The following is a 24,623-nucleotide window of genomic DNA, read 5'->3' as shown; positions in this document are numbered from 1 at the left end:
GACAACGTTCAGTTGCGGCTACGCTGCTGCAGGGAGGTTGTTCAGCATGTTAAAAACAGGCGGCTGGTAGCGCTGCTGCGGTGACGGTTCGGTGGTTAAAACCGGTGGTTCGTCATACTGAAACTGATTCAGCTCGGCCTGTAGTTCCTGTGAGATGGCTGCCAGCCGGATTGATTCTTCCGAGATGGCACCGGTGGCCTGCAGGGTCTGCCGCAGTGAGCTGTCAATGGCAAGGATGTCATCGCTGATCTGGCTGGAGGTGGCAGACAGCTCTTCCGTTGCAGTGGCGATCTGCTGGGTCATCCCCTGCAGACCGTCAACGCTTTCAACAATACTGGCAAGGGCAAAGCCCGCCTTTTCAGAGTAGCGAATACCTTGATTAACCTGTGTCAGGCTCTGCTGCATGGTCTCAACGGCCCTGCTGGTGTCACTCTGGATAGCGGTGAGCTTTTCGGCGATTTCAGCTGTGGCTTCCTCGGCACGACGGGAGAGGTTGCGTACCTCATTGGCCACCACGGTAAAGCCAAGTCCGTGTTCGCCGGCCCGGGCCGCTTCAATGGCGGCATTCAGCGCCAGCAGGCCGGTCTGGTCGGCAATGTCACGGATGGTTGCAAGGATCTCACCGATCTGTTGAGATCGCCCATGCAGGCTGGCAATGGTAGTTTGTGACTCCCCCACCGAATCGGCTATGGCCTGTACCTCTGCAATGGTTCGGTTCACCACCTTGGCACCGTCCTGAGCGGTCTGTCGGGCCATTCCGGCTGAATCAGCAATCCGTGCCGTGTGCTGCGCGACATCTGCCACGGTCTGGTACAACTCACTGCCTGCCGTGGCAACCTGGCTGACCCGTTCACTCTGTTCCTGTACCTGGCAGGTGATCAGGCTTACCGTGCCTGAAAGTTCCTGTGAGGTGTTGGCCAGGGTTCCGGCGGTTCCGGCTATGGTGCCTACAATACGTCTGAATGAGCTGATCAAGCGGTTAAAGGCATTGATGGACTGACCGATTTCATCGTGGTTCTGGACCTCAATACTGCGGCGCAGGTCACGACTTTCTGCAATCTCGCCGATAGTTGTTTGCAGCAGAGCAAGGGGCTTGCGGATAATTCTGGCCACCAGCCAGTTAAGGGTCAGTACCAGTATGCCGATTGTCAGCGCACCACCCAGCATGATTCCAGTCCGTTTGCGTGAGGTGCTGGTCATCTCCTCAACAAACGTATGCTGCTCGCTGGTGGTGGCTGAGACCTGGGCCTCACTCTGGCGTGCCTGCTCCATGGTTACCTGTCTGACTTTGGCTACAGTTGCCTCAACCTGCCCCATGCTGGCCAGCACATTGCGCTGGGCCGTGGTGATCCGCCTGATTGCAGCGCCTGCCCGTCCTGTGCCGTTGCCGATCTGCTCAATGGCATCCTTGACCACGCCACCGCTTTTGACTGACATGACTTCTGTTTCTGCCTGCTTTAAATGCTTACTGATTCTTGCTTGAACACCATTGATCTCTGCCACCAGTCTGTCCAGCTCCGCTGCAGAGCTGCTGAGCATTACCATCCGGGCCTTGGCATCCAGCAGGCGCAGGTCAATATGAATGCTGTCCACTGCTTCAACTGCAGTCATGACCCGCTTGTTGATCTCCATGTCGTTTTCAACACCATTACGATAGTTCTGAATCTTGTCCTGCAGGGTCGCGGTATCGTTCAGACCGGTTACGGTTTCACCTTTCAGGGCGCGGTCAATATCTTTTGAATAGGCTGAGGCACGCCGTGCTGCCGTGCTGCGCAGTCCTGAGATAACGTCACGAATCCCTTCAAGTGATTTTTCAGCAGCCTTAATGGAACCGCTCAGATTGGTAGCCTCTGCCTTAAATATCTCCAGACTGGCGAACTTGTCGCGCAACGCCGCAGCCACCTGCTGTTCAAGGGTTGCAAAGGCAGACACATCCAGTTGTACCCCCTTCAGCTCCTGTATCTCTTTATTCAGTTGATCAAGCCTTTTACGGCGCTCTTCCATCACAGCGGTCTGCTTCTGCAGCTCTTGGGGATCTTCCAGCATGCCGGTTTGCAGCAGATCACCGGAGAGCCGTTCCACGGTCTGCTGGAACTGCAGCATCTTGACCTGCAGTGGGGTGGAGCGGGTGGTCAGCTCCCGTATGTTGGTCTGAAATCCGGCGATGGTGTAGTAGCCCAGCAGCACAACAGCAGCAAAACCGGCAAAGGTAATCAGGCTGTTGATCAGCAGTTTCAGGCGAATGGTCATGGCGTGTTTTCCTCCCTTTTGATGCGTGAAACAGGACAGTAACAGGCCGCTGTTACAGCCCTGTGACAATAGAGAAAAATGTCTGTGGCATGCCCGATGGCCGTTTTCAGGCTTCTGGCCGTTGTTGCAGACTCTTTGGAATCCCGACACCCAAACGTCATGTTTAAACGGTATGGTCTGACAAACAAAAAAAGGATGCCAATGAACGAGGCAGGAGGATGACTGCGATGAGAACAAAGACCCTTGATGATTACTATGCCTGGACCTGTGACTGGTGTGACAGCGAAAACCGGACCCTCTGGGTACGGGTGGCAAACGGTGATGTTGCCTGCGGCGCCTGCCACCGCACCACCAGTTTTCCTACTTCAAGTATCGCGCTGGCTGGTGGACAGCGGCAGATGATGGCCGGACAGTGCTAACGAGGTGGACTATGTTTCTGGTGCGGATTTTGACGATGAAGCGGCAGTTTGATCTGATTGACCAGCAACTTGAGCGCCTGCGGCGCTTGACCGGCCGACAGGCCTAATTCCAATTCCATTTCAAGGTGTTATCTTCGTTGGCTCGTCTTCGGCTCCTCAACGTACTGCGTGTACGCCTACGTCGCCGAATTCCTCGCCGCCTTGATCTCATCCTTGAACTGGAACCGGAATAAGATCGGGGAGATCACCCATGAAGCAGTTGTTAAGCAGGCACCTGCAGCCGTTAACTGAGCGTCACCCGGCGTTGATGACCATGGCCACAGCCACGGCCGGATTTTTCCGTTCCATAGCGATCAAGCCGTACAAGCAGCGTCACCGTCCACGGGAGCTGGCGTTGTGGGAGCGGTATCACAGTCTGCATGCGGTGCGCTGCCAGGTCTATCGTGAAAAGTCTGCTGGGGGGCGGCCCACCATTGTGGTGGCTGGGTTTGTACCGGATGCCACCGAGGTGGTGGAGTTCCAGCGTCCGATCCTGCGTAGCCATGGCAGCATCTACTATCTGAATTATCCCCGTAACGGTTTTAGTCAGGAGCTGTTTGAGGCCCAGTTGGCAGACCTGATTGATGAGCTGACGCTGAAGGGGCAGCGGCCGGTGCTGATGGGGGTCAGTTTCGGGGCCGGTCTGGTGGTTGATTTTCTGCGCCGCGCCTCAGAGCAGCTGCATGATCGTTTGCGCGGCCTGCTGCTGGTCAGCCCGGTGCTCTGTACCGCTGACCTGATTCGGCCCGATGACCAGCGCAGTGGCGGCGTGCGGATGCTGGAATCAAATCTCCGTAAAATATTGAAGGCCGACCCCAATGATGAGACCAACCTGAACCGCCAGCTTGAACGGGCACGGCGCTGCTTTCAGGCGCTGTTTGAGGCAGGGGCGGAAAATCGTAACCTGACCACCCGCCATCTGGCCATTCGGCAGCGGATCTTTGGTGTGCTGGAACATACCTCCAACCTGGGAGGCTATCAGCGGGTACTGGCCTTGCGCAGCTTTGCTGAGCCAGCTCCGGCCAGGACCATCTTTAGTGGACCAACCCTGGTCATGCTGGCAGAGGATGAGCAGAGCATTCTGGTGCCTGGTTCACCCACCCTGCAGCTCTGTGCTGACCATGCTGCCCTGCGGTCTGTCTTTCCGGAAGGCAAGACCTGCCTTATTGCATCCAACAGCGATGCCGATCCGGTGGCCCATGCCTCGCTGATCTTCCATCAGCACTGTTACAATCCACGTATGGAGCAGTGGTTGCAGAAGCTGCATAATCAACCGCTGTTGGCGGTTGTGTAATGAAACCTGAAAATGATGACTTGCCGCAAAAAACACAAAGAAATAAGTAACTATTCAGTAGTAATGCAACAGCTTGAACTTCCAAAGGCTTTTTGACAGGGATAAAAAGGATGAACAGGATAAAACCATCTAAAACAGGCATCCTAATGTGATTTTTGGATCTTATCCGCTTGTATCCCTTGTATCCCTGTTACATTGCCAGTTTTTGACTTTATTTGCTGAATAGGTGTCTTTTTTAGGAGACTCATTGAATCTCTCATCACTACTTTCCCTTCCGCTGCATGCCGCTGCTGATATCCGCGCCCGGCAGTTTTTGCGTAAAGATCCACTGGACAGCCAGCGTGAATTGCTGCCGCGCCTGCTGCGCAAGGCCGCTGCCACCCGCTTTGGTGTTACCTATGGTTTTGCCGGCTTGGCCGGTCTGCCGTTTGATACCTGTTATCGCCGTTTTCAACAACAGGTGCCGATCCGTACCTATCGTCAGTTCTGGGATGACTGGTTTGCAGCCAGCCTGACAACCACACCACAGGGGCAGCAGTTGCGCTTGCAGGACCAGACCTGGCCCGGCCTGGTCCCCTGGTTCTGTGAGACCTCCGGCACCACGGCGCCAACCAAGTTCATCCCCTTTACTGCCGAGATGTTCAACATGAACCAGCGGGCAGCCCTGGATATGCTTTGCTGCTATCTGGCTGCCAAGCCGGGTAGCAACATTCCAGCGGGCAAGATCCTCTATATGGCTGGCAGCACCCAACTCAAGCAGATGGGAGAAGGGGTGCTGGCCGGCGATATGAGCGCCATTACCCTGCAGCAGCGCCCCTCCTGGCTGAATCCGTTTGTGGAGCCGCAGGAGCCGCTGACTTCGGCCCCCTGGGACCAGCGACTTGAGGGGATGGCCCGTCTGCTGCTGGATGACCAGAAGATCCGCATCATTTCCGGGGTGCCGCCCTGGATCTTGCTGCTGTTGAAGCAGGTGGAGGCCCTATCAGGCCGCTCTGTGTCTGAGGTGTTGCCTAATCTTGAGCTGATCATCCACGGTGGCACCAGCATGGCCCCCTATGCTGCTGAATATCAGCGCCTGCTTCCTTCAGGCGGTCCTGATTTTCTGGAGCTGTTGCCCTCATCCGAGGCGTTCATGGGCTTTCAGGTGCAGGGTGAGGCAACCATGCGGCTGACCCCGTTTTATGGTGCTCTTTTTGAGTTTGTGCCGATTGAGCAGCTTGATGAGACCGGTGCGCCGTTGCCAGATGCCCGAGCCGTATCCTTGGCCGAGGTGGTGGTGGGGCAGCGCTATGCCGTGATCCTTTCCACCTGTGCTGGTCTCTGGCGTTACCACATCGGTGACACCCTGCGCTTTCTGGACAAGGATCGGTTCAGATTTGAGTTTACCGGCCGGGATAAATTTTTGGATCGTTTTGAAGAAAAGGTGACCCAGAGTGAGGTGGAGCAGGCGGTTGCCGGGTTGAACGGTAAGCATGACGGTATGGTGCGAGAGTTTATGGTAGGGGCTGATATTGGTGGCCGCTGCCACCACTGGGTGCTGGCCTGCCGTGGTGATGGGCTGTTGTCTGATCAGGCAGCAACGCTGCTGGATGAACAGCTACGTGATTCAAATGCCGATTACGACACCTTCCGCCAGCAAGGTAGGATCAACAGTCCTCGTGTGCTGTTGGTATCGGAACAACAGATTTACGACTGGTCTGCCCAGGTGCGTGGCAAACTTGGTGGCCAGAGCAAGATCCCCCATATCGACCCGACCCTGACCGGAGAGCTGGTACAAAGCCTGTCTGCCTATGCCTGTAACAATAGTCACCAACCTTTTGCCTCTCCGTAACATGCCTGTCACAAAAGCTGTGTAAGGTGGCAATCAAGCTACACACAACCTGAAAACACGAACAATACCAAGGAGGATGTACCAATGTTGAAAAAGAGCGTTCTGGCGCTGTGCGCCACCTTCTGTATCGCCACTGCGGCCCATGCAGAAAAAGTGAAGGTAGATGCCAAGCTGCCAACCTATAAGGCAACGTCCGGCGTATCCGGCAACCTGGGCAGTATCGGTTCCGATACCCTGAACAACCTGATGACCTACTGGGCAGAAGGGTTCAAGAAGAAGTATCCCAACGTGAACATTCAGATTGAGGGCAAAGGCTCTTCAACTGCTCCTCCGGCCCTGATCGCCGGTACTGCTCAACTGGGTCCCATGTCCCGCGAGATGAAGGGCAAAGAGATTGAAGATTTTGAGAAGAAGTACGGCTACAAGCCGACCAAGATCGGTGTGGCCCTGGATTCACTGGCTGTGTTTGTCAATAAGGATAACCCGATTAAGTCCCTGTCTCTGGATGAGGTTGATGCCATCTTCTCCAAGACCCACAAGCGTGGTCTGGCCGATATCACTACCTGGGGCCAGGTTGGTGTAAGCGGTTCACTGGCAGCCAAGCCGATCTCCCTGTTCGGTCGTAACTCTGCCTCTGGTACCTATGGCTACTTCAAGGAGCACACTCTGAATAAAGGTGACTTCAAGAGTACCGTAAAAGAGCAGCCCGGCTCCGCTTCGGTTGTTGAAGGTGTTGCCAAGGATATCAGTGCCATGGGCTACTCCGGTATCGGCTACGCCACTTCAGGTGTTAAGGCAGTGCCCCTGTCTGACAAAAAAGGTGGCACCGTCTATGAAGCCAACTATGCCAACGTGTTGTCCGGCAAGTATCCCCTGGCTCGTATGCTCTACATCTATGTAGCCAAGAAGCCGGGTCAGCCGCTGCCCAAGGTGACTGAAGAGTTCCTGAAATTTGCCCTTTCCAAGGAAGGTCAGCAGATTGTGGTGAAGGATGGCTATGATCCGCTGCCTGCCAAGGTTGTTGAGCAGCAACTGAAAGCACTGAAGTAGAAACGGTCTTTTTCTAGCCTGAGCGTGTTAATCGATGGAGTGGCTTGTGCGGCGTACAAAGTAGTACGCCTCCTCGCCACTCCTTGATTGCCCCACTCAGAACAAAAAAATCCTCGTTTCATTCCATTTGCGTATATGAAATACAAAGACAGTACCCGGATTTTCCATGGCCTCCTCAATTGTAGATAAATCCCGCCGTAATGACCGTCTGGCTGCCTGGCTGATCAAGGCTGGTGGTCTGTTCGTTATCGTTGCCGTTATCGGCATTCTGTTGCTGATCGCCAATGTTGCCCTGCCGCTGTTTTACTCGCCTTCTGCAGAAAAACTGGCCGATGTTCCGGCTGAACTGCAAAGCCTGGTTGCAAGTGACGCTAGTGGCACACACCAGACCCGTGAACTTGGTGAAAAAGGCAACATCTCAGTGCGGCTTTTGCCGGATAACCGGATTGACGTGCAGCGGAAGATGATTGAAAAAGATCTGCTGGGTAACGAAAAGGTCAGTCAGCAGAGCTATCAACTGAGTGACAGTCTGCCCGGTGCCATCTCTGCCGTCTGGTTGGGACGTAAAGGGCAGAATCTCTACGCTGCCACGGCTAACGGCTGGCTGGTCCGCTGGGATCTGGCCGATGAAGGTCAGGGGCGGCTGGTGGAGACAGTGGAGGCGTTTAAGGATCACCGCAAGATTACGGCGCTGACCACCCTGCTGGGAGATACCTCTTTGGCAGTGGGTGATGCAAAGGGGCAGATCACCACCTGGATGCCGGTACGCAAACCGGGTAGCGGTGAAGATAAACAGTTGACCCTGATTCACCATCTGCCCGGCTTCATGCAGCCGGTCCAACGGTTAGTAGCCTCCCCCCGCGACAAGTCTCTGGCGGCCTTTGATGCAGCTGGGACGATCAAGCTGCTGCATATGACCAGTGAACGCCTGCTGCTGGAACTGAAGGCCGGTTCCGGGGTAGCAGCTGCTGCCTTTGCTGATAACGGCAGAAAACTGGTGGTGGCTGGCTCAGATGGCAAGGTATCAGTCTGGAAGCTGTCCATACCTCACCCGGAGGTCTCGTTCTCTACCCTGTTCGGCAAGGTCTGGTATGAAGGGTATGACAAGCCTGAGTATGTCTGGCAGTCCTCTGCTGCCACCGATGATTTTGAAGCTAAAATATCGTTGATGCCGCTGATCTTCGGTACCTTTAAGGCCACCCTGTTTGCCATGCTGTTTGCGGTGCCGCTGGCGCTGTTGGGGGCGCTCTACACCAGCCAGTTCATGTCTTCAACCCTGAAAGGCCGGATTAAGCCAGCGGTTGAGATCATGGCGGCAGTGCCATCGGTGGTGATCGGTTTTCTGGCCGGTCTCTGGTTGGCGCCGCTAATGGACAAGAACCTGTTGATGCTGTTTCTTGCGGTGGTAATCGTGCCAGCCATGCTGTTAATAGCGGTCTTCAGCTGGAAGGCGGTTGCAGACACCGCTGTCGGGCGACGACTGAAGGGGTATGAGTTTATCTGCATGATGCCGGTGGTACTGCTGGGACTCTGGTTATCCGGTCTGATCGCCCCACCGCTTGAGGCCACCCTGTTTGGCGCTGATCTGAAACAGTGGCTCTACTCGAGCCTTGGGGTGCGCTATGACCAGCGTAACAGCATCATTATTGCCATTGCCCTGGGCTTTGCCGTGATCCCGATTATCTTTACCATTGCCGAGGATGCCCTCTCTAATGTGCCACGCAACCTGGCTGCCGCTTCACTGGCTCTGGGCGCCAGTCGTTGGCAGACCGCCTGGCGGGTGATCTTGCCTTCTGCCCTGCCCGGTGTTTTTTCTGCCATTATGATCGGCTTTGGTCGTGCGGTGGGGGAGACCATGATCGTGCTGATGGCCACCGGCAATACGCCCATTATGAGCTGGTCCCTGTTCAATGGCTTGCGGTCGCTTTCAGCCAACATCGCGGTGGAGATCCCTGAGGCTCCTCTGTTCGGCACGCTGTACCGGACCCTGTTTCTCTCGGCAGTGCTGCTGTTTGTGCTGACCTTTATCATCAACACCGCTGCAGAACTGCTGCGGCAACGGTTCCGTAAGAAGTACGGAAGGTATTAAGGATATTTCACCACAGAGGACTCAGAGGTTCGCAGAGGAAAGGCTTTAAAATTGTCAAAGTGATTTTACAAAAGTTTTTTGTTTCCCTCTGCGTTCCTTGGCGTCCTCTGCGGTAAAAAACAAAGGTGTAACGTGAAAAACTACTGGAAACGTGGCGAACCAATGGTGCTGACTGCCGGGGCAACCCTGGCAGTGATCCTGTTTATGACCCTGACCTTGATGGCCGTTATCCTGGGCAACAGCCTGGGCTACTTCTGGGTCAAGGGACTGGTGCGGTTTAAGCTGAATGACGGCTCATACGTGATGGGGCAGTTGACGGCTGCCGAATCCCACGCCCTGACCAAGGCCAAACGGCTGCAGTTGAAGGTGGGTAACCGTGACCTGTACAGCCAGGATTTCAGATGGGTGGATGAAAGTGAGATCAGCAGTAAGGATATCCCCAAGGATGCCTATCTGTTGGAACGGTTTGAACATGGCAATTTCTTCGGTTTTTTAAAAGAGCTGAAAAAGGCAGATGGCAGTACCGTTGCCGCCGATGCTGCGGCTTTGCAGCAGGCCCACAGTGAAATCATGAAAAAGCAAAAAGGGCTGAAGCAGATCAAGGGTCAGATGTCTGATCTGAACCAAAGCTCTGAGGCGTTACGGCTTAAGATCCAGAAACTGGAATACCGTGGCGCAGAGGCCAATAGCGCAGCCATCAACAGTCTGAACGAAGAACGGGCCAAGCTGACAGCAACCTTTGATGGGCTGAACGAGAAACTGAATCAACAGCAGGCGGAACTGGGCAAGGTAACAGCGGTTTTCAGCGATGCAGCCGGTGCTGACAAGGAACTGCCGCTGCTGGAGATTGTCCGTTTTTACCAGCCTAACAGTATGTCGATTTTTGCCAAGGCTGGTGCCTATCTGGTCAAGATTAACGAGCTGCTGTTTGATGATCCCCGCGAATCAAACACCGAGGGCGGTCTGTTTCCAGCCATCTTCGGCACCGTGATGATGGTGCTGCTGATGTCGGTTTTCTCGCTGCCCTTTGGTGTCATTGCAGCCATCTATCTAAGGGAATACGCCAAAGAGGGCAAGCTGGTGCAGCTGGTGCGGATCGCGGTCAACAATCTTGCCGGTGTGCCATCGATTGTCTATGGGGTGTTCGGTCTGGGCTTCTTTGTTTACGGCATTGGCGGTTCACTGGACAAACTGTTCTTCCCGGAGCGGCTGCCTACTCCGGTCTTTGGCACCGGCGGCATCCTCTGGTCATCCCTGACCCTGGCACTGTTGACCGTGCCGGTGGTGATCGTGGCCACTGAAGAGTCGCTGGCCTCAATCCCCAAAGGAATCCGAGAAGGATCGCTGGCCCTGGGTGCCACCAAGTTCCAGACCCTGACCAAGGTGTTGCTGCCAATGGCCACACCGGGGATCATGACCGGCCTGGTACTTTCCATGGCCCGCGCCGTGGGTGAAGTTGCTCCCTTGATGATGGTGGGGGTGGTCAAGCTGGCCCCGACCCTGCCGTTTGATACCCAGTTTCCGTTCTTTCATATGGACCGCAAGTTTATGCACCTGGGCTTTCATATCTTTGACGTGGGCTTCCAATCCCCCAACGTGGAGGCAGCCAAGCCGATGGTCTATGTCACCACCCTGCTGCTGCTGTTGATCGTAATCGCAGCCAGTAGTCTGGCGATCCGTTTCCGTAACCAGATGCGGCGCAGATACACCACATCGCACTTCTAATCACCCAAAGGATACTGACTGATGAGTCCTGAACCTGTTGATCTGAGTAAACACCCACCCCTGATTGAGGTGGATAAGCTACACCTGTACTATGGTGCCTCCCACGCCCTGAAGGATATTTCGCTGACCATGCGTAAGAACCAGGTCACCGCCTTTATCGGTCCCTCCGGCTGCGGCAAGTCAACCCTGTTGCGTTGTCTGAACCGGATGAACGACCTGATCGATTCCGTGCGGATCGAAGGGAGTATCCGGCTGGATAAGGATGAGATTACTGGTCGATCCACCGACGTCATCTCGCTGCGTCGGCGGGTGGGGATGGTCTTCCAGCAGTCCAACCCGTTTCCCAAGTCGATTTATGAGAATATCGTCTATGGCCTGCGGATCGCCGGGATTAACGACAAAGCAACCCTTGATGAGACCGTGGAGCGGAGCCTGAAAGGGGCCGCGATCTGGAACGAAGTCAAGGATCGTCTGCACGACTCAGCCCTGGGGCTGTCCGGCGGCCAGGCCCAGCGGATCTGTATTGCCCGTGCCATTGCCACCAACCCGGAAGTGATCCTGATGGACGAGCCCTGTTCGGCCCTTGACCCGCTTTCAACGCTGAAGATTGAAGAACTGATTGACGAACTGAAGGAACAGTATACGATTGTGATTGTGACCCATAACATGCAACAGGCAGCACGGGTTTCCGATTCAACCGCCTTCTTTTATCTGGGGGAGCTGATTGAGATGGGTGACACCAAGAAGATCTTCACCAACCCGGAGAAGCAGCAGACAGAAGATTATATCACCGGGAGGTTTGGTTAATGAGTGGACATCTGGTGGCATCCTATGATGCCGAACTGAAAGACCTGAAACAACACGTTCTGACCATGGGTGGGCTGGTGGAAAAGATGATCACCGATGCCATCAAGGCACTGGTTGATCGTGATACCGAGCTGGCAGAGAAGATCATCGCCATGGATCATGAAGTTAACGGCCATGAGGTCGCCATTGATGAAAAGTGCCTTGAGTTACTTGCCCTGCGGCAACCCACCGGACGTGATCTGCGTTTTATCACCCTCGCATTAAAAATTGTGACCGATCTGGAGCGGATTGGCGACAAGTGTGCAAATATGGCCAAGCGTGCCCGGCAATTGAATCAGGAACCGCCACTTAAGCCGTACGTTGATATTCCTCGCATGGCCCACTGGGTTGAGCAGATGATTAAAGAAGCGCTGGATGCCTTTGTTCGGGGCGATGCAGAGCTGGCCATCAAGGTCTGTAAGGATGATCAGATGGTGGATGATCTGAATCAGCAGGTGCAGCGTGAACTGTACACCTATATGCTGGAAGACCCGGCCACCATCAGCCGCGCCATGCGGTTGACCTACATCTCAAAATCTCTGGAGCGGATTGCCGACCACGCCACCAATATTGCCGAGATGGTGATCTTTATGGTGAAGGGTAAGGATATTCGCCATACACTGCCCTGATTGTTAAGCATGTAGCCGACAGGATAAACAGGAAGCGGCGGCCTCAAAAAAGGTCGCCGCTTTCAGTTTCAGGACAGGTAAGCTGTAACTCTACCAGCCCCCCACCTTCTGTGCGGCGAGCAGCGTGTAGATCTGCTCAAGCAGTTCCGGTGCAAAGCGGGTCTCACCTGATGCGGTACAGCTGCAGTCAGGTTTTCCCTGTCTGACAACCGTCAGTCTGCGGTAGGATGTTGGGGCTGTCTGGCCATGCTGTGGTTGTTGGTCATTGGGCAGCAGTTCTGCAGCCAGCTGCATCAGGTTTGACAACTGTGCCAGTTGATCCGCTGGCATCCGGCCTTCATTGCGGTAGATGCGGGGTGGCATGCCGGACAGATGGCCGCCGCTGAGTGTACCATCGGCCAGAACCGTCTTGTGGGCCCTTCCATCCCTGCCAACAGATTCAATGGTAATAGAGCTAAAAGTCATTTCTGTTGCCTGAGATATGGAAGATACGCAAACCAGAGACACCGTGAGGAACAGGAATAAAAGGATACGAGACATAGTGGCGTCCGATCAGTGTTCGTGATAGCCCAACACCACCAGTACACAACTGTGGTCGGCAATCACGTTGATCCCGACAGCCTTGCAGCGTGCAATGGCCGCATCACTCTCCGCCCCCGGCTGCATCCAGATGTTGGTAATGCCGCGGCTAATGGCTGCCTCAACCACCTTCTCAGTCACTGCTGGAGGGGTGATGACCGAGATACTTTTAACGTTGTCCGGCAGGTCTGAAACCGTGGCAACGGTGGCAATCCCCTCAACAGATGCTACTTTGGGATTAACCGGAATGGCGATTTTCTTATTTTGCAGGTAGCAACGCAGCACCTTGTTGCCATACTTACTGCGGTCTTCCGATGCCCCCACAACACCAAACGCCTCTGACTTCAAAAAGGTCTCAATCGCGTCAGTCATTGTTTTTCTCCTTATCTTGATCTTGCACCGTTTTTATAGTTGCCGTATGCTGTCGGCATGACAACATTAGCCACTATTAAAGAAAAAGTCCATGCCGGTCAACGGCTCTCTGAAGACGATGCACTGGCACTGTATGCTTCCAATGACCTGTTGGCCATCGGCGAGCTGGCAGCCTGGGTAAATGAGCAAAAGAACGGTGCAAACGTCTATTTTAACGTTAACCGTCATATCAACCCCACCAATGTCTGTGTCAACCGCTGTGCCTTCTGCGCCTTTTCCCGCACTGCCGATGCTGACGACGCCTATACCCTGGCCATGGACCAGATGGTGGGCCGTGCAGTTGAGGCGGTTGGGCAGGGGGCTACCGAGGTGCATCTGGTGGGTGGACTGCACCCTGACCTGACCTTTGAGTTTTATCTGGAGCTGTTGCGGGATATCCGCATAAGCGCACCGTCCCTGCATATCAAGGCCTTTACCGCGGTTGAGATTGATTACTTTGCCCAGATCAGCCAGCTGACTGTGGAACAGGTGCTGGCCCAGCTGATTGAGGCCGGGCTTGGTTCCATGCCTGGTGGCGGGGCCGAGATCCTGGTGGAGGAAGTACGCCAGAAGATCTGCCCGGAAAAGATCAGTGGTCAGCGCTGGCTGGAGGTGCATCGTCTGGCGCATCATGCCGGACTTAAGACCAATGCCACCATGCTGTACGGTCATGTTGAGACCGCTGCTGACCGGGTGCGCCACATGGCGCTGCTGCGTGAGCTGCAGGACCAGACCGGCGGGTTCCAGGTCTTTATCCCCCTGGCCTGGCAGCCGGAAAATTCACCGCTTAAACTGGATACCAAGGGCACCTCCGGTCTGGATGACCTGAAGACCCTGGCCATTGCCCGGCTGTTTCTGGACAACTTCCCGCACCTGAAGGCCTACTGGATCATGCTGGGGGAAAAGATCGCCCAGGTGGCGCTGGCCTTTGGGGTGGATGATCTGGATGGCACCGTGGTGGAGGAGAAGATCGGCCATGATGCAGGCGCAGCCTCGCCCCAGTCGTTAACACTGGAACGCTTGATCAGGTTAATCAAGGTTGCCGGGAAGACGCCGGTTGAGCGGGATACTCTCTATAATCAACTACGCAGTTTTTGATGTGCCTGCCTGTCCATTAATACGCCAGCCTGACCCAACCCGGTTTCAGGCTGGCCTGCGGAAGCTAAACCAGCGCTTTACCACCTATGCTGCCACCTCACCACAACCGCTACCGGCTCCGGGGCTGATCATCACTCCGGAGATCCGGTTGCAGTCCGAACTGTACCTGCCGATCAACGAGATCAGGCGACTATTTAATCGCTTGTACGATGCAACCCTTAGCCATGCTCCCATTCTAAGCAGCACCCCGTTTCATGCCAGTCTCAGTTGGGCTGATTGCTTTGTTGATCTGCCTGTCTGGCTGCAGTTTTCAGCCGATCCAGCCTGTTTGCTGGATCGGTTGCTAGCGGATCAGCAGTTGTTGATCCGCTTCCTCTTTTTTTCTTTTCTGCCGGGCCGCTTTAATGGCGCCGGATTCGGACGTTATCCTGCACAGCTTGACTGGTTACAACAGTATCTGTCAAAGCGGAGCGATTCTCTGCGAATACTTGATGCTGCCTGCGGCAGTGGTGAAGGAACCTGGGAGTTGGCAGAGGTATTGGATGGGAATGGCTGGCAACCGGAGCAGGTTCAGGTTGAGGGCTGGACCATTGAGCCGCTGGAGGTATGGGCAGCGCAGACGCAGCGCCTGCCCCATGAACCGCAGCGGGAGAAAAACTATCAGCAGCGGATACAGCCATTACTGGAACAGGGCTGGGAAGAACGGATCAGCTTCAGGGCTGCGGATCTGTTGGCAGAGCAGATCGAATCAGCTCCCTTTGACCTGATCCTCTGCAACGGCCTGCTGGGAGGACCGATTATTAATCAGCCCTCTCGGCTTCAGCAGGTACTGAAACAGCTTGCAGGGCTCTTGTCCCGAGGAGGCGTGCTGCTGGTTGCTGATCATTTCCACGCTGGCTGGAAAAAACAGCTGCCGGAAGCAGTTTTGGTTAAGGTGATGGAAGAGGCAGGGTTGTCGATACAGCAGGCAGGAGAGGGGTTGGCTGGTGTCAGACGGTACACATGATCCGCTTGACCAGATAATCTCCACCTATCACCAGATACTCTCCCTCGCCCTTTAACAGACTGGTGGGGAGTAGTTCATCAAAAAAGAAGATCTTTGAGGTGGGAACCTGCACCCGCCAGACTACGGAACCAAACTCCCAGGCCCGTTCTTCTTCATCAGTAAAGGAAACCAGGTTGTTCAGCCGCACGATCTGCTCCCGTTTGCCCACCTGCTCCAGGATTTGATCTTCGGTTGCGCCGTTGGTGCCACGAAACAGGGTCAGGCAGGCCAGATCACCATGGCTGCGCTGCAGCTCGTACTGGCAGTATTCGTACAAAAGATCAAGCTGGGCATTGATGGCGTTGGTCCGCTTGCTGCCACGGGTCCGGTCCATAATATAGCGGTAGTGGGCCTCTGAATCAGTGCCGTTGATCCGGCCATTGTGGAAGGTGGGGGCGATCCCCATTCTGCTTTCTACCCAGCTTTTCAGCACCGCCCCTTCCACCGAGTTGCTTTCCATCATCCAGCCCTTAAGGAAGCGAAGGTAGCTGTTACGCAGTGCCCTGCGGGCAGAATCGGTATGACCATCTTCATGGTGGAGCTGGAATTTGACTGAAAGGTAGTCACTGAACACCTGACCACGCTCTTCACGGCTTGCAACGGCATCAAGTTTGTTGAATAGAAAGCGGTTGGCATCCCGCACCCCCTGCAGAAACAGCGGTTGTGGATGTTCATTGAAGTGACGCGAGGCGATCACCCAGGGTGGCAGATTACAGAGATTAAAGATGGACATCGGCCGTCACCCCGTTGAGATGGCCTGCAGAGGATTCAATACAGTTTAATTACTTCTTTCAACACGTCAATAACCGGGCCACTGATGCTGATTATATCAACCCCCAGTCGCTCCATCTCCTCTTTGGGAGATTCGCCAATCATGGCAGTCACCACCACTCTGCACGCGCCTAATCCAGTGGCAATAGCCGCCAGCTTGTCTGCCATCAGACTGTGCCCCGGTCCGGTACCGCCGCAGTAGCGGGGGGCCTGCACCTCATACAACAGTGCAGGCTCTCCCACTCCTACTTCGTAGACCAGAAAGCGATCAGCCTTGCCGAAATGGGTATCAATATGTTTGCCATCGGATGATGTTACGGCAATCAGCATCACAAACCCTTTCTTACGTATGCAGGAGCGAGGAGTTTTTCGTCCTGGCCAGGCTGCCCGAAGGAGTGCGGCGGAGGCTTATGACCAATACGTCGAGCACGCACGACCGAAGGGTAACGCAGCCAGGGCGAAAAAGAACCACTCCTAGGCTGCAACCGGTGCAAAGGTGAAACACTTCTTGGAACAGGTCTTGCCACAGGCCTCACAGCCGATACAGTTACCGGCGTTAGCCACCCGCATGAACATCTTGGCTGAATCATCCTCATCCAGTTCTTCAAATGCCAGCACGTCGTGGCTGCAGACCTTAAAGCAGCGGCCACAGCCGATACAGGTCTCTTCGTCGATTGAAACAATATACTGCGGGGTCCATTCCTGCTTGTCTTTGGTTAATCCGGTGATGTAGGCCATTTGGCACCTCCTGTGTGGTTAGTGAGTCTATTCTTCATCTTCAAATGATGTTACCTGTCCCTTGTTCATCGCCTTGCGCAGCCAGGGTGGGGGATTACCCCGTAATACCTCTTGCAGCCTTGCCACAGTCTCCGGCAGGCTGACTTCGGTGTTGGTCTTCATCGGGTGAATCTTCAGGGCCACCAGTTTGGCTGCAGCCGGACCACCGATCTGCATGGTGTAGACAATGGCGCAGTCGGATAGAATCTTGGCCCGCGCTGCGATCCGGTCCTCTTCGTCAGAGCCGTGTGCCTCGGTTGTCACAGATTCAAGAAATGATGCCTGATCCGGTCCGATCTCCCAGATCTGGAAGCTTTCACACTGGCCAAAATGCTGATCAATCATGCTGCCGTTGGTGGTGGTAAATGCAATTTTCATAGTCTGCCTCCTTTGCGAAAAGCACACAAAACGGCTAGCACAGAATGTGCCAATGTGTAACTTGCCAAAGTTACTTGGATTTGGCTGGTGGGTGCTCTGGTGATTGTCTGTTTATTCAGCAGATAAAGGAGGTAAAGTGGCAGCGGTGTGGTGGGCGGCCAAACAAAAACGCCCCGGAAAGCGGGGCGTTAGTTCTCGTTAAGTATACATGTTGTTTTCTGGAATTATGCTCGATAATCTGCCTTATCAGGATGCTTATTGATTAAAGAACAGCGTGTTTTGTCTGAAACCCTGGAAAATAACTATTTTTTACGGCGATCCGCCAGGGAGACGACTTTCTGGCCTGCGTCGGCAGGAACAGTCTTTTGGACTTCCTGAACCTGCTTTTCCAGCTGGCGCCGTTCCTCATCAATGGGAGAGACCAGTTTTTCAAGGCGTAGCGGGGTGCCGCCCATGGTGAAGGGGGCCTCGTCCAGTTGTTCTTCATCCAGAATCCAGGTGAAGACCTGCAATGGAAAGGTCAGTACCAGCAGTTTTACCTGCCACCAGCCAGCCTTGACATCAGGGCTTATCTCTTCTGCTCGGGCGTAAAAGCCGGGTTTGTTGTCCACATGTACCAGTACCAGATCTGATTCTAAAATCATGGAGTATTCCTTGTGAAATTGAAAATATTGGTTGGAGCAGGCCGTAAGCCGGGTTCTGTTCCTGTTGGCGGTTACCCGCGTGCAGGTGACGATCATTCATCTAGGATCACCGTTACCGATGACCTCAAGCAACCAACCCGGAGACACGGGCGGGCCGCCCTTAACGCCTCCCTATTCGGTCTTGCTCCTGGCGGGGTTTACCTGGCATCCGATGTCACCACCGGACCCGGTGAGCTCTTACCTCACCCTTTCACCCTTACCCGTCGAAACGGGCGGACTTCTCTCTGTGGCACTTTCCCTGGGGTCGCCCCCGCTGGTGATTACCCAGCGCCCTGCCCTGCGGAGCCCGGACTTTCCTCCCTCTGACGGTGTCAGACAGCGATCATCTGGCCTACTCCAACCAATCTGTGGCAAACGGCCTTTCTTTGTCCCGACTGCGACACGCTTACGTTAGTGTGTCATATCCGGGACAGAAAGTCGCCGTTTTCATTTGCTGTTACTCTGCTGCTGCTGCCGGTTCCTGCTTCAGGATCAGAATACGCTGGCAATGGGGGCAGAAGTACATCTCATCACCTTTAAACAGGGTGTTGTACAGCTGTGGTGGAAGTTGCATGTTGCAGCCCATGCAGGAACCATCGCGGGCTTCTGCCACGGCCTGGCCCCGGCGCTGATCGCGCAGTTGTGTGTAGCGGCGCACCAGATTACTTGAAAGCTCTTTCACGATTACGTCACGTTTGGCAGTGGCAGCGTCAATAATGTCTTGCAGGGCGGTGATGGCAGCCTGCTTTTCATCGCTACCATTTTTAGTGCTGTCGGCGAGGGTGGCAAGTTCGGACTGGCAAGTGTCGATAGTGGCCTGCAGTTCTTCAATCCGGGTATCAATCTGCAACTGTTGCTCTTCAAGGTCGCTCACCTGTTTGCGGGCAGCGGTAATCTCACGGCCAATAGCCTGAAATTCCTTGTTGGTACGAATCTCCTTCATGTTTGTTTCAGAGCGTTTGATGTTTTCCTGCTCGGTGTGCATGGCGGCATCCAGGTCAGCTCTTTCGCGGCGCAGCTCAGTCATCTGGGTCTGATGCCCGGTAAGGGCTGACTGAACTGAAGCTAAAGCTTGCTCAAGCTCTGTAATGTCCGCCTTGAGCGTCGTCTGCTCAGCTTTTTTACCGTCAATGGTCTGATCAATGCCTTGTAGCTCTTCCAGCAGGTCAAGTTTCTTTTTCACTTCTGACTCCTTGTTTGAAATGCGGTCTTCTAGAGATGCCTGGTTATGGTCCTGAATGGGTCCTGTTCACAATCTGCAGTGAGAATTTCTATCGTATGGCCAGCCTGCTGCAGTGCGTTGGTAAGGAAATCACGTATAGCTGCCACCATGAGGATCTCGGTGCCAAAGTGTCCCGCATCCACCAGGGCGATCCCTTGGGCCTCTGCCTCGCGTGCCTCATGGTATTTTACGTCGCCGGTCAACAGCAGATCAGAGCCGGCGCGGATCGCATCCCGTAGCAGCGAGGCACCGCTGCCGCTGCAGAGGGCAATCTTTTGTATCATTCCAGCTGGATCGCCTACAAAACGGACGGATCTGCATTCCAGTGTCTCTGCCAGGTTTGCAGCCCAGTCTGCCAGTCTGACCGGCTCTGTCAGTGAGCCGATTCTTCCCAGCCCCTTTGGCGGGGCTTCGTTCAGCAGGGGATAGCAATCAAAGGCCGGTTCTTCGTAGGGGTGTACCGCCAGCAGCGTGCGGATCGCTTTAGAAAGCTGATCGCGTCGTAGCAATAGTTCAAGTCGTTGCTCTGCCACTTTTTCCAGTTTGCCAATGGTGCCAATGGTCGGCTGTGCCCCGGCAAGGGGGAGGAAGGTGCCTTCACCAGCAGCGCTAAAGGAACAATCCTGATAGTTTCCAATCGACTCTGTATGGGGTAGTAATGCCGCACGTACTGTTGCCAGTTGTTCTTCTGGAACAAACACAACCAGTTTGATCAGCTCATTCCGTCCGGTAATCTTGAGCGGTCGGGTCTGCTCAAGGCCGATGCGCTTTGCCAACAGGTCATTTAATCCATCTTGTGCAATATCATAGTTGGTATGCATGGCCAACAGGGCCAGGTTGCTCTGGGCTGCCTTGAGTATGCTGCTACCGGTGGTGGTTGAAGAGGTTATCTGGCGGAGCGGAGAGAAGATCAGGGGGTGGTGGGTAATCAGCAGGTCGCAGTTGCTGTTGATGGCGGAGGTGATGACCTGGGGGAGCGGGTCAAGTGCCACCATGATGCGTGTTATCTCTGTTGCCGGATTTCCCAGCTGAAGCCCTACGTTGTCCCATTCTTCAGCCAGTGCAAAAGGGTATTTTTTGTTAATGATTCCGGTTATGTCTGATAGTTTTAGATTGGTCATGCCATATAAATGAAAAGAGTGCATCCTGGTGAGATGCACTCTTTTTGACCTATGGTCGTTATTGATCGGTAATTGTTTGACCGCATCCGGTCTGAACCTCTGCTGGGGGGATTGGTATGGTGGGCCCACCAGGACTCGAACCTGGGACCAACCGGTTATGAGCCGGTGGCTCTAGCCAACTGAGCTATAGGCCCGTGCAGTAAAGTGTATTAATACAGCGGTGTTGCTCTGTATGTCAAGGCATTTCAGGTCAGGCGCGGCTGACAAACCTGCCTTCACGGGTATCGACCTTGATCTTTACGCCATTTTCAAGGTAGGGAGGCACCTTTAGCTTTAGCCCGGTTTCAAGGATAGCATCCTTGGTCTCTGCTGTTGCGGTCGCATTTTTGATGACCGGTGCTGTTTCGGTAACGGTCAGTTCAACCACCATTGGTGGCTCTGCCATGACCATGCGGCCTTGGAAAAGCCCCAAGGTTACTTCGGTTCCCTCCAGCAGGTAGGGGGAAATGGCAGAAAAGGCCGCCTCTTCCATCTCAAACTGCTCATAATTTTCCATATCCATAAAGACGCCGCGATCACCATCGGCATAGAGAAACTGCCCTTTGTGGCGCTCGTAATCTGCCTCATCCACCTTGTCGCCGGAACGGAAGGTGCGATCAAGTACCTGGGCGGTTAACAGGTTGCGATAGCGGGTCTTGACCATGGTGTTGGCACCACGGGCAGAGGGTGATTGGACAGTGACATCCAGTATCAGGCAGGGGGCGCCATCCAGTTGAATCACCAGTCCCTTTTTGAAGTCAGAGGTGGTAAGCATTGCTACAACTCCTTGGTAAAATAAAATGAAGAGGTATCATAGCTGTTTGGATAAAAAAACACCAGCCCTTCGACGTGTGCCGATGGGCTGGTGTTGAGTATGCCGGGTAGTTGCGGGAAGCTGATCAGGCGTTGCCGGCTTTGCTCCGCTCTGCTTTTTTAAGCAGGGTTGCGGCAACCGGATGGCTGTTGTTTTCAGCATACAGCACAGCGGTATTGCCGCACTTGGTCTTTGCGCGAGGGTCGGCCCCCCCTTCCAACAGTGCCTGGACGGTCAGGTTGCAGCCATAAATGGCGGCCAGCATCAGCGGGGTGTGGCCGTCACGATCCCGGGCATCAACCTCGGCACCGCTTTCAATCAGCATTTTGACGATCTCGGTTTTGCCGTTGGCAGCAGCGTAGTGTAGGGCGGTCTTGCCTTTATCGCTGGAGGCGGTAATATCGGCGCCACGGTGCAGCAGGTCTTTAACGCTATCAATCTGTCCCTGCTTGGAGGCGCAGATTAACTGGGTGTGGCCGTTACGATCTTTGGTGTTTACGTTCTCCATTGGTCTTTCCTCCCTTTGCTTGAAGTGGTTTTGCTGGTTACGTTGGGGTAACAACAGGTAGAGGGGCGGGATCTGAACTGACTGCCATACTGGTGATACATGCGGTGTAATCGGATCTTTTGCTGGATAAAAAGGTTCTGGTTGCGGGGCACATGAGAGAAGCAGAGGGATACACAGATGCGGTGGAATTGGTGCTATCCTGGTGTGACGCCATGGGGGGGTAAGGCAAGCCATCATGGTCAGCAGTAAGGGGGGCACTGCTGCCATAACGGCAAAAAACGCTATGTCTGCGGCCTGATCCATCATGGACACCTGCCGTGACAATAAAGTAGTTGCAGAGAGTTTTTCTATACCACATCTTGTGTGTCGCTGAAACTAAAAATTCGGTAACCCAAACCTGTTTTTACTGTCCATCGCTTGCCCTTGAGGCAATCTCAAGGTATAGAAGAAGGTGGATTTTAGACATTTTAAATTCACCGGGAGGTGTCAACATGAAAAAGTTGTTCTGTGCTATGGCTTTGTTGCTGGTCTGGGCGGTGTCTGCCCAGGCATCAACGGTCTATCTGAAGTATGGTGGCACGATTAAGGCTAAGCGGGTCTGGCGAGAAAAAGGGAAAGTGGTGGTGCTGGTCAACCGGGACTCAATTACCAGTTTTACTCCCGGTGAGGTTAACCTTAAGAAGACCTTTCCTCCCCGTAAGAAGCGGGTGAAGCGTATTGTCGCCACTCCGGCAGTTTCAACAACAACGCCTGGCGTTACGGCACCGGGGGCGGCACCGGCTCCGGGGACACCGACAGCAAAAGGGGATAAAAAGATTTCACTGCCAAGTTTGCCCAATAAGCTGCCGGAACGTCCAATCCCGCAGGCATCAGAAGAGGGAGCGATACGCAAACAAAAGCGGGAGATGGAAGAGCGGATGAAAGAGTAGTCTGTTTTAGTGGGAGATCAACAGTGGCACCGGTGTCTTGATCAGTAGTTCTTGTGTCAAGGGACTTAACACCGGTGCCCGGTTTGATTTGTAAGCGAATCCGCCCAGAACAATCAGATCAACTTTTTCCTGGGCGGTCTGCTCCAGTAGTACTTCCGCCACAGTGCCTTTCTGCATGAATACCGTTTCTGTGCGGACTGCAACTCGGCAACGCTCCAGGTGCTTTTGCAGTTTGAGCATGGATTGTTCTTCCAGGGATTGATCCGTGTGATTGCTAACTACTGCAATAATTGAAACATCAGCAGCTGTCTGAAGAAACGGCAAGGCATCGTTAACAGCCCTTACCGATTCCCTGCCACCTTTCCAAGCCACCAGAATCCGCTCACCAAACTGAAAGATATCGCCACTGGCTGGAAATACCACAACCGGTCGCCCGGCCCCGAGAATCAGGCTTTCGTGAAAATCTAGGCTTGTCCTGCGGTTGTGCAATTGGGCTGGTTGTCCGACCAGAATAGTGTCGGCGTAGTAGCAGTGGCTGGTAACAACCTGTGAAAGTGGCGTGCCGACGGTGGCCCAGTCAACCAGCAGCCATTCTGCTTCAATACCGGCTTTTGAGGTGGCATTGATGAAAAATTCACGCACCTGGGCAAAGTCGGTCAGATAATCAGAGTTTGAAGCGTAATGAGGGTGGGTAATGACGTAGAGCCCCTTGAGGCGAGCGCCATGGCGGAGTGCAAGATTGATTGCAGCCATCAATCTTGCCGTGCATCCGGCACCCCTGTCCATATGAGCGATGATGTCGGTTAGCATCCGTTGTTCCCCCCCCCCACTACAATTCAGTCCATCGTTGGCACCAATATCAGGCTGCGCCTTTCAGCCAGCGCGCCACATCTTTGGCGTGGTAGGTAATAATCAGATCAGCTCCGGCCCGCTTGAAGGCCAGCATGGTCTCCATCACCACCCGCTCTTCATCAATCCATCCGTTTGCTGCAGCGCCTTTGATCATGCTGTATTCGCCGGAGACGTTATAGACCGCCAGCGGCATGGTGTATTCATTGCGAAGGTCGCGCAGGATGTCCAGATAGGGTAGGCCTGGCTTAACCATGATGATGTCGGCCCCTTCGTCAATATCCTGCTGTGCTTCACGCAGTGCTTCACGGCGGTTGGCCGGGTCCATCTGGTACGAACGGCGATCTCCGAACTGTGGTGTGGATTCGGCCGCTTCACGGAATGGGCCGTAGTAGCCTGAGGCATATTTTACGGCATAGCTCATGACCGGGATATGGCTGAAACCGTTCTCGTCCAGGATCTGGCGAATGGCCCCAACCCGGCCATCCATCATATCTGAGGGAGCCACCATGTCGGCCCCGGCCCGGGCGTGGGAAAGGGCTTCTTTGGCCAGCAGATCAACGGTGGCGTCGTTATCTACATCACCATCTCTGATGATGCCGCAATGGCCATGATCAGTGTACTCACACAGGCAGACATCGGTGATTACCGCCAGCTGCGGGACTTCCTTTTTGATGGCCCGGATCGTTTCCTGAATGATGCCGTGTTCGGCATAGGCATCACTGCCAACAGCGTCTTTTACCTCGGGGATGCCGAACAGAATAACGGCTGGTATGCCCAGGCCGTAGACTTCTTTTGCTTCAGCAACGATATGTTCAATGGATTGCTGATAGATACCCGGCATGGAAGAAACTTCTTTTTTTATGCCACTGCCAAAGGCAGAGAACATGGGGTAGATAAGGTCATTGGTCGAGAGAGTGGTCTCTCTGACCATACGGCGGAATACCTCTTTCCCACGGATTCGACGAGCCCTGAAGCGGGATGAAAACATACGTTCGGACCTCCAATTATACGCTTTTATGCTGCTGCAGCATCATACAACGTCTGTTTTGACGAATGCAAGATCAGCAGAGTAATTGACAATAAAAAAAAGAGTGGTAAACATTAACCATTAGAGTGTTGTAAAAAGATATAATTGAAGGTTTTCAGTAAACCACCGGCTCTGCCGGTGAGACTTGAAAAGGCTCTGCCGTTCCAGCGATAGTTCCTCCTGAGGAAAGCCCCTAA

The 24,623-nt window shown here is 54.2% G+C and carries 25 protein-coding genes, 1 tRNA gene and 1 other RNA gene; 11 read left to right on the top strand and 16 right to left on the bottom strand.

Annotation, left to right across the window (positions count from 1 at the left end; translation table 11 throughout):
* Positions 1 to 18: 18 nt before the first annotated feature.
* Positions 19 to 2,250, bottom strand: a complete 2,232-nt coding sequence (locus tag B5D39_RS06035; RefSeq protein WP_078789508.1) for a methyl-accepting chemotaxis protein — start codon at positions 2,248 to 2,250, stop codon at positions 19 to 21.
* Between the two features lie 227 nt (positions 2,251 to 2,477).
* Here B5D39_RS06035 and B5D39_RS06030 point away from each other — a divergent pair, with 227 nt between their 5' ends.
* The 8 genes from B5D39_RS06030 (at position 2,478) to phoU (ending at position 12,172) form a co-directional block, all read left to right on the top strand.
* Positions 2,478 to 2,669, top strand: a complete 192-nt coding sequence (locus B5D39_RS06030) for a hypothetical protein (protein WP_078789507.1) — start codon at positions 2,478 to 2,480, stop codon at positions 2,667 to 2,669.
* 250 nt (positions 2,670 to 2,919) lie between these two features.
* Complete coding sequence (locus tag B5D39_RS06025) at positions 2,920 to 4,002, top strand: alpha/beta fold hydrolase (RefSeq protein ID WP_139366690.1); 1,083 nt, start codon at positions 2,920 to 2,922, stop codon at positions 4,000 to 4,002.
* A gap of 247 nt (positions 4,003 to 4,249) precedes the next feature.
* The gene (locus B5D39_RS06020; RefSeq protein WP_078789506.1) at positions 4,250 to 5,833 is read left to right on the top strand and encodes a GH3 family acyl-acid amido synthetase; all 1,584 of its coding nucleotides are present in this window, start codon (positions 4,250 to 4,252) and stop codon (positions 5,831 to 5,833) included.
* Between the two features lie 84 nt (positions 5,834 to 5,917).
* Positions 5,918 to 6,883: a PstS family phosphate ABC transporter substrate-binding protein gene (locus tag B5D39_RS06015; RefSeq protein WP_078789504.1), complete on the top strand. Its 966-nt coding sequence runs from the start codon at positions 5,918 to 5,920 to the stop codon at positions 6,881 to 6,883.
* Between the two features lie 166 nt (positions 6,884 to 7,049).
* Positions 7,050 to 8,972, top strand: a complete 1,923-nt coding sequence (locus B5D39_RS06010) for an ABC transporter permease subunit (RefSeq protein ID WP_078789503.1) — start codon at positions 7,050 to 7,052, stop codon at positions 8,970 to 8,972.
* A gap of 132 nt (positions 8,973 to 9,104) precedes the next feature.
* A complete protein-coding gene (gene pstA / locus B5D39_RS06005) occupies positions 9,105 to 10,697 on the top strand; it encodes a phosphate ABC transporter permease PstA (RefSeq protein ID WP_208610551.1) in 1,593 nt (530 codons plus the stop codon).
* A 21-nt stretch (positions 10,698 to 10,718) separates the two neighbouring features.
* Positions 10,719 to 11,504, top strand: coding sequence for a phosphate ABC transporter ATP-binding protein PstB (gene pstB, locus B5D39_RS06000; protein ID WP_078789501.1), 786 nt, complete (start codon positions 10,719 to 10,721; stop codon positions 11,502 to 11,504).
* Positions 11,504 to 12,172, top strand: coding sequence for a phosphate signaling complex protein PhoU (gene phoU / locus B5D39_RS05995; RefSeq protein ID WP_078789499.1), 669 nt, complete (start codon positions 11,504 to 11,506; stop codon positions 12,170 to 12,172). Before pstB ends, phoU begins: the two co-directional genes overlap by 1 nt.
* 90 nt (positions 12,173 to 12,262) lie before the next feature.
* Here phoU and B5D39_RS05990 read toward each other — a convergent pair whose 3' ends face one another.
* Together B5D39_RS05990 and B5D39_RS05985 are read right to left on the bottom strand one after the other, a co-directional pair.
* Positions 12,263 to 12,637, bottom strand: a complete 375-nt coding sequence (locus B5D39_RS05990; protein ID WP_078789498.1) for a hypothetical protein — start codon at positions 12,635 to 12,637, stop codon at positions 12,263 to 12,265.
* Between the two features lie 87 nt (positions 12,638 to 12,724).
* Positions 12,725 to 13,123, bottom strand: coding sequence for a CoA-binding protein (locus tag B5D39_RS05985; protein WP_078789497.1), 399 nt, complete (start codon positions 13,121 to 13,123; stop codon positions 12,725 to 12,727).
* Between the two features lie 57 nt (positions 13,124 to 13,180).
* Between B5D39_RS05985 and mqnE the strand changes: the two genes are divergently transcribed.
* Positions 13,181 to 14,260, top strand: a complete 1,080-nt coding sequence (gene mqnE / locus B5D39_RS05980; protein WP_078789496.1) for an aminofutalosine synthase MqnE — start codon at positions 13,181 to 13,183, stop codon at positions 14,258 to 14,260.
* A gap of 1 nt (position 14,261) precedes the next feature.
* Entirely contained in the window at positions 14,262 to 15,266 is a 1,005-nt protein-coding gene (locus B5D39_RS05975; protein ID WP_161947431.1) for a class I SAM-dependent methyltransferase, read from the top strand.
* Here the strand turns inward: B5D39_RS05975 and B5D39_RS05970 are convergent.
* The 11 genes from B5D39_RS05970 to B5D39_RS05920 all read right to left on the bottom strand — a co-directional run bounded on the left by B5D39_RS05970 (position 15,250) and on the right by B5D39_RS05920 (position 21,618).
* Positions 15,250 to 16,038 carry an NAD(+)--dinitrogen-reductase ADP-D-ribosyltransferase gene (locus B5D39_RS05970; protein WP_078789492.1) on the bottom strand — a complete coding sequence of 263 codons (789 nt, stop codon included), beginning with the start codon at positions 16,036 to 16,038 and terminating at the stop codon, positions 15,250 to 15,252. The two genes, B5D39_RS05975 and B5D39_RS05970, sit on opposite strands and share 17 nt — an antisense overlap.
* Positions 16,039 to 16,073: 35 nt before the next feature.
* Complete coding sequence (locus B5D39_RS05965) at positions 16,074 to 16,406, bottom strand: NifB/NifX family molybdenum-iron cluster-binding protein (protein ID WP_078789491.1); 333 nt, start codon at positions 16,404 to 16,406, stop codon at positions 16,074 to 16,076.
* 144 nt (positions 16,407 to 16,550) lie between these two features.
* Positions 16,551 to 16,814 (bottom strand): ferredoxin III, nif-specific, encoded by a 264-nt coding sequence (gene fdxB, locus B5D39_RS05960; protein WP_078789489.1) that lies wholly within the window; start codon positions 16,812 to 16,814, stop codon positions 16,551 to 16,553.
* 27 nt (positions 16,815 to 16,841) lie between these two features.
* A complete protein-coding gene (nifX, locus tag B5D39_RS05955) occupies positions 16,842 to 17,231 on the bottom strand; it encodes a nitrogen fixation protein NifX (RefSeq protein WP_078789488.1) in 390 nt (129 codons plus the stop codon).
* Between the two features lie 302 nt (positions 17,232 to 17,533).
* Positions 17,534 to 17,875 carry a hypothetical protein gene (locus tag B5D39_RS05950; RefSeq protein WP_078789487.1) on the bottom strand — a complete coding sequence of 114 codons (342 nt, stop codon included), beginning with the start codon at positions 17,873 to 17,875 and terminating at the stop codon, positions 17,534 to 17,536.
* Between the two features lie 29 nt (positions 17,876 to 17,904).
* An RNA gene (rnpB, locus tag B5D39_RS05945) (RNase P RNA component class A) lies at positions 17,905 to 18,273 on the bottom strand.
* A 98-nt stretch (positions 18,274 to 18,371) separates the two neighbouring features.
* Entirely contained in the window at positions 18,372 to 19,097 is a 726-nt protein-coding gene (locus tag B5D39_RS05940) for a zinc ribbon domain-containing protein (protein WP_078789485.1), read from the bottom strand.
* A 29-nt stretch (positions 19,098 to 19,126) separates the two neighbouring features.
* Positions 19,127 to 20,257, bottom strand: coding sequence for a Nif3-like dinuclear metal center hexameric protein (locus tag B5D39_RS05935; protein ID WP_078789483.1), 1,131 nt, complete (start codon positions 20,255 to 20,257; stop codon positions 19,127 to 19,129).
* Positions 20,258 to 20,374: 117 nt separating this feature from the next.
* A tRNA-Ile gene (locus B5D39_RS05930) sits at positions 20,375 to 20,451 on the bottom strand.
* Between the two features lie 56 nt (positions 20,452 to 20,507).
* The gene (locus B5D39_RS05925; protein WP_078789482.1) at positions 20,508 to 21,071 is read right to left on the bottom strand and encodes an elongation factor P; all 564 of its coding nucleotides are present in this window, start codon (positions 21,069 to 21,071) and stop codon (positions 20,508 to 20,510) included.
* Positions 21,072 to 21,195: 124 nt separating this feature from the next.
* On the bottom strand, positions 21,196 to 21,618 hold the full coding sequence (locus tag B5D39_RS05920) for an ankyrin repeat domain-containing protein (protein WP_078789481.1): 423 nt from the start codon (positions 21,616 to 21,618) through the stop codon (positions 21,196 to 21,198).
* A gap of 491 nt (positions 21,619 to 22,109) precedes the next feature.
* On the opposite strand from B5D39_RS05920, the gene B5D39_RS05915 reads away from it, so the two are divergent.
* Positions 22,110 to 22,547, top strand: coding sequence for a hypothetical protein (locus B5D39_RS05915; RefSeq protein WP_078789480.1), 438 nt, complete (start codon positions 22,110 to 22,112; stop codon positions 22,545 to 22,547).
* A 6-nt stretch (positions 22,548 to 22,553) separates the two neighbouring features.
* Here B5D39_RS05915 and B5D39_RS05910 read toward each other — a convergent pair whose 3' ends face one another.
* Together B5D39_RS05910 and hemB are read right to left on the bottom strand one after the other, a co-directional pair.
* Positions 22,554 to 23,300 (bottom strand): universal stress protein, encoded by a 747-nt coding sequence (locus B5D39_RS05910; protein WP_161947430.1) that lies wholly within the window; start codon positions 23,298 to 23,300, stop codon positions 22,554 to 22,556.
* Positions 23,301 to 23,406: 106 nt separating this feature from the next.
* Positions 23,407 to 24,387 (bottom strand): porphobilinogen synthase, encoded by a 981-nt coding sequence (hemB, locus tag B5D39_RS05905; RefSeq protein WP_078789478.1) that lies wholly within the window; start codon positions 24,385 to 24,387, stop codon positions 23,407 to 23,409.
* Positions 24,388 to 24,623: the final 236 nt, after the last annotated feature.

The organism is Trichlorobacter thiogenes (assembly GCF_900167465.1).
Classification (GTDB): Bacteria; Desulfobacterota; Desulfuromonadia; order Geobacterales; family Pseudopelobacteraceae; genus Trichlorobacter; species Trichlorobacter thiogenes.
This window is presented reverse-complemented; position numbering and strand designations above follow the sequence as displayed.

Coding starts and splice junctions, on each gene's coding strand:
- B5D39_RS05915 (WP_078789480.1), top strand. CDS start 22,110: ATGAAAAAGTTGTTCTGTGCTATGGCTTTGTTGCTGGTCTGGGCGGTG.
- phoU (WP_078789499.1), top strand. CDS start 11,504: ATGAGTGGACATCTGGTGGCATCCTATGATGCCGAACTGAAAGACCTG.
- B5D39_RS05965 (WP_078789491.1), bottom strand. CDS start 16,406: ATGCTGATTGCCGTAACATCATCCGATGGCAAACATATTGATACCCAT.
- B5D39_RS05990 (WP_078789498.1), bottom strand. CDS start 12,637: ATGACTTTTAGCTCTATTACCATTGAATCTGTTGGCAGGGATGGAAGG.
- B5D39_RS05985 (WP_078789497.1), bottom strand. CDS start 13,123: ATGACTGACGCGATTGAGACCTTTTTGAAGTCAGAGGCGTTTGGTGTT.
- B5D39_RS06015 (WP_078789504.1), top strand. CDS start 5,918: ATGTTGAAAAAGAGCGTTCTGGCGCTGTGCGCCACCTTCTGTATCGCC.
- B5D39_RS05925 (WP_078789482.1), bottom strand. CDS start 21,071: ATGCTTACCACCTCTGACTTCAAAAAGGGACTGGTGATTCAACTGGAT.
- B5D39_RS05910 (WP_161947430.1), bottom strand. CDS start 23,300: ATGGCTGCAATCAATCTTGCACTCCGCCATGGCGCTCGCCTCAAGGGG.
- B5D39_RS06030 (WP_078789507.1), top strand. CDS start 2,478: ATGAGAACAAAGACCCTTGATGATTACTATGCCTGGACCTGTGACTGG.
- fdxB (WP_078789489.1), bottom strand. CDS start 16,814: ATGGCCTACATCACCGGATTAACCAAAGACAAGCAGGAATGGACCCCG.
- B5D39_RS05935 (WP_078789483.1), bottom strand. CDS start 20,257: ATGACCAATCTAAAACTATCAGACATAACCGGAATCATTAACAAAAAA.
- mqnE (WP_078789496.1), top strand. CDS start 13,181: ATGACAACATTAGCCACTATTAAAGAAAAAGTCCATGCCGGTCAACGG.
- nifX (WP_078789488.1), bottom strand. CDS start 17,231: ATGAAAATTGCATTTACCACCACCAACGGCAGCATGATTGATCAGCAT.
- B5D39_RS05970 (WP_078789492.1), bottom strand. CDS start 16,038: ATGTCCATCTTTAATCTCTGTAATCTGCCACCCTGGGTGATCGCCTCG.
- hemB (WP_078789478.1), bottom strand. CDS start 24,387: ATGTTTTCATCCCGCTTCAGGGCTCGTCGAATCCGTGGGAAAGAGGTA.
- pstB (WP_078789501.1), top strand. CDS start 10,719: ATGAGTCCTGAACCTGTTGATCTGAGTAAACACCCACCCCTGATTGAG.
- B5D39_RS06035 (WP_078789508.1), bottom strand. CDS start 2,250: ATGACCATTCGCCTGAAACTGCTGATCAACAGCCTGATTACCTTTGCC.
- B5D39_RS05920 (WP_078789481.1), bottom strand. CDS start 21,618: ATGGAGAACGTAAACACCAAAGATCGTAACGGCCACACCCAGTTAATC.
- B5D39_RS06010 (WP_078789503.1), top strand. CDS start 7,050: ATGGCCTCCTCAATTGTAGATAAATCCCGCCGTAATGACCGTCTGGCT.
- B5D39_RS05950 (WP_078789487.1), bottom strand. CDS start 17,875: ATGATTTTAGAATCAGATCTGGTACTGGTACATGTGGACAACAAACCC.
- B5D39_RS06025 (WP_139366690.1), top strand. CDS start 2,920: ATGAAGCAGTTGTTAAGCAGGCACCTGCAGCCGTTAACTGAGCGTCAC.